This is a genomic window from Mesorhizobium sp. M2A.F.Ca.ET.037.01.1.1, assembly GCF_003998075.1.
Lineage (GTDB): Bacteria > Pseudomonadota > Alphaproteobacteria > Rhizobiales > Rhizobiaceae > Mesorhizobium.
Map to the genome: position 1 here is coordinate 1 of NZ_RZSA01000793.1, position 3175 is coordinate 3175.

2 protein-coding genes and 2 pseudogenes are annotated in these 3175 nt (G+C 65.6%); 2 read left to right on the forward strand and 2 right to left on the reverse strand.

All coding sequences use genetic code 11. From position 1 onward, the window contains the following. Together EOA27_RS42400 and EOA27_RS29085 are read left to right on the forward strand one after the other, a co-directional pair. A pseudogene (locus EOA27_RS42400) lies at window positions 1-123 on the forward strand (fatty acid desaturase); the annotation flags it as partial. A 77-nt stretch (window positions 124-200) separates the two neighbouring features. Beyond that, entirely contained in the window at window positions 201-1040 is an 840-nt protein-coding gene (locus EOA27_RS29085; protein ID WP_126082188.1) for a PhnD/SsuA/transferrin family substrate-binding protein, read from the forward strand. On the opposite strand, the gene EOA27_RS29090 is transcribed toward EOA27_RS29085, so the two are convergent. After that, a complete protein-coding gene (locus EOA27_RS29090) occupies window positions 1008-2348 on the reverse strand; it encodes a Xaa-Pro peptidase family protein (protein ID WP_126082189.1) in 1341 nt (446 codons plus the stop codon). The two genes, EOA27_RS29085 and EOA27_RS29090, sit on opposite strands and share 33 nt — an antisense overlap. Window positions 2349-2365: 17 nt before the next feature. Further along, window positions 2366-3175, reverse strand: a pseudogene (locus EOA27_RS41005) (glycosyl transferase family 39); the annotation flags it as partial.

Genomic DNA, 3175 nt, shown 5'->3' on the forward strand with positions numbered 1-3175 from the left:
GTCGTCCATCCGGTGCTGCGCCGCACGCCGGAGCCGGGCCGCGCCTTCAAGCCGCGCGTCAGGGCACGCAATGTGAGCGGGCTTGGCACGGCGCCTGTTCCGGCCGAGCCGCCAAAAGAGTAATCTCGACTTTCCGCGCTCGCTTTCTTCGTGGCGGAATGCAGGCGCCGAAGATCGCCTGTCCTTGAAAGCTGTTCGACATGAGCAAGTTCGTTGCGGCCCTGCCGATGTATGACTGGCCCGAAGCGCGGGGCGAGGTCGACGTGCAATGGGCGCGGCTGCGTGACGCCTTCCGGCAAAGGGGCATCGAGGCGCCGGAAACGGTCGTGCGCCGCAATGGTGATCTGCCGCCGGTGCCCGGGGGGATCCTCGACGCCGCCGGTGAGGTGATCGCGCCGGACCCGGCGACGCTGCCCCCGGACGAGTTCGATTTCCACCAGCTCTGGCTGAGCCCGGCGCTTCTGTTCGGGCAAACCTGCTGGGGGCCGATGGAACTCGGCCTTGCCCGGCATGTGCAGGTGATCGCGCAGCCGAACTACGATGCGTTCGAGGGCGGGCAGGGCGAACTTTATTCCAGCGCGCTGGTAATGGCCGCGGATGGCGGATTCTCGGTTGCCTCACCGCAGGATGGCAAGGCTGTGATCCCGCTCGATCTTCTGCGCGGCAAGCGCTTCATCTTCAACAATCCGGATTCGATGTCCGGGCTGATCGCGCTGACGCGCGACCTGGAGGCGATGGGCGAAAGCCTGGATATCTTCGCCTCGCGCGGCGAGAGCGGCGGCCACCGGTCGTCGATCATCGCCATCGCCGAGGGCAGGGCCGACATCGCGGCGATCGACTGCGGAAGCTGGGCGCTGGCGCAGCGCTTCGAGCCGGCCGCGCGGGGCGTCAAAGTCGTCGGCTGGACAGCGCGGCGCAAGGGCCTGCCCTATATCACCGCCAGGACCACCCCGGCCCCGATCATCGCCGCGATGCGGGAGGCCGTCGCGGCGATCGAAGGCGGCGCGTCAGAGCAGCCGTTCGTCCAGCTTGTAGGCTGACAGCTTCTCGTTGCCGGTCTCGGTGATCAGGATCTGTTCCTCGATCTTGACGCCTTCGTGCCCGCCAAGCCTGCCGATATAGCTTTCGACGCAAAGCACCATGCCGGGCTCCAGCACGCCGTCCGGCGTGTCGTCGGTCCAATCGCCGGCATGCGGCAGCGTCGGATATTCATCCGCCAGGCCGACGCCGTGATAGAGCACGCCGTAGCGCGTGGGGTAGCAATCGTCCGGCGGCACCGCCGAGCGCTCGGCGAGATCGCGGAAGGAGATGCCCGGCCGCATCAGATCCGTGTTATGGGCGATCTGATCGGCGGCGATGCGGAACAGATCCCGCTGCTCGTTCGAGGGTTGCCTGTCGCCGCAAAGCCATGTGCGCGAGAGATCGGCGCAGAAACCGTAGGGACCGATCAGGTCGGTGTCGAAGGCGACGAGGTCGCCATTCTCGATGACGCGCGAGGAGCATTCCTGGAACCAGGGATTGGTGCGCGGGCCGGACGACAGAAGCCGCGTCTCGATCCACTCGCCGCCGCGCGCGATGTTGCCGCGATGCAGCTCCGCCCACAATTCGTTCTCGGAAATACCAGGCTTCAATGCCGCTTCCATCTCGCCCATCGCCGCCTCGCAGGCGATGATCGAGCGCCGCATGGCGAGGATCTCGTCCGGCGATTTGATGAGGCGCGCATTCTCCATCACCGCCTCGCCATTGCCGATCGCAATGCCGCGGCGGGCGAGCTCCTCGACGCCTTCGGGGTTGATGTGGTCGACGGCGATGCGTCGATTGCCGCCGCCATGCTCGGCAACGAGTTCGGCGATGCCGCCGCCCCAGCGGCGGACCTTCTCATCGGTCAACTCGCCGCTGTAGAGATACATCCACGATACCGCCGGCCGCACCTCGTCGACGACGCCCGAATGGTCGGACAGGTGCTCGCAGGAGAAATAGTCGAACAGCACCACCGGGCCTTCGGTGGCGACGAAACAGTGGCGCGTCGGGTTGTGCGCGACCCAGAGCTGCATGTTGGTCGAATCCGTCGCGTAGCGGATGTTGACCGGATCGTAGAGCAGGGCGCCGGCATAGTCGCGGCGCTTCAGCTCGGCGCGGATGCGCTCGAGCCGGTAGCTCCGCATGGCAACCAGGTTTGGAGCGGCAGCGCCTGCAGCCGCCCATTCGGCCTCGGCTGTCGCGCCATAGCCCAGCACATGCTGGTTGAGCGAGGCCGCCTTGTCGCGCGAGGCCGCGCGCAGCGCATCGACCGAGCCGGGCTCGAAGGGCATGATCTTGCGATGGCGGCCGAAGCCCAGCTTGTCCATTCGTCCCTCTACACACCTTACGGCGCGATCTTCTTATGCAGTTTGGTGATCGTGACCTTGCGCGGCGGAAAGCCGAGCGCCTGCGGCACCTCGACAGTGCGGTGGACAGTGTCCATCGCATAGCCGGCTCTCGCCAACTCTTCGAAGACGTCCGAGGAGGATTCCCTGTCATCGGTCAGGACAAGCACCGCCGGCTCGCGGATCGACCGGGCGAAGTCCGGTGTCTCGTCATCGAGCGCGATGAGATCGGCGTCGACCAGGCGCAGATTGCCGACCCAGAACCAGCTCGACACCACGGTCTTGACCGGTCCGTCAGCGTTGATCTGCTCGTAAAGCGAACGGTAATCCATACGCACCACGCCTCCGCGGCTGTCGCCGCCGTGCAGATGCATGTACCAGCTCAGCGGCAGCACAAGGACGGCAAGAAGAGCACCCACGAAGACGATGGTGGCTTGCGTCTTGCGGCCCCTCTGGCCCATGGCGTCGAAGCGCATGGCAAGAGCCGCCGGCAGGAGGATAAAGATGGGCAGCATCCAGCGGTCGCGAAACTGAGTGATGCCGGCCGCCAGCACGACCGTCACCATGACCACAAGGCCAAGGACGATCGCTCGCCATAACAGTTTCTCCGGCCACCGCACCGGTTGAGGCGGTTCCGTCTGTTTTCTTGTCGCCAGGCCGTAGGCGACGGCAAAGATCGCCACTGGCAATCCAGCGAAATTGACGATCGCATTGGCCAATCTGCGGATGCCGAGAAGTGCCGTTTTCGCGATGCTGCCGCCTTTGGCGACGCCTAGGCCTCCCTGGTGCGAGAGCAGATCGTCCAAATG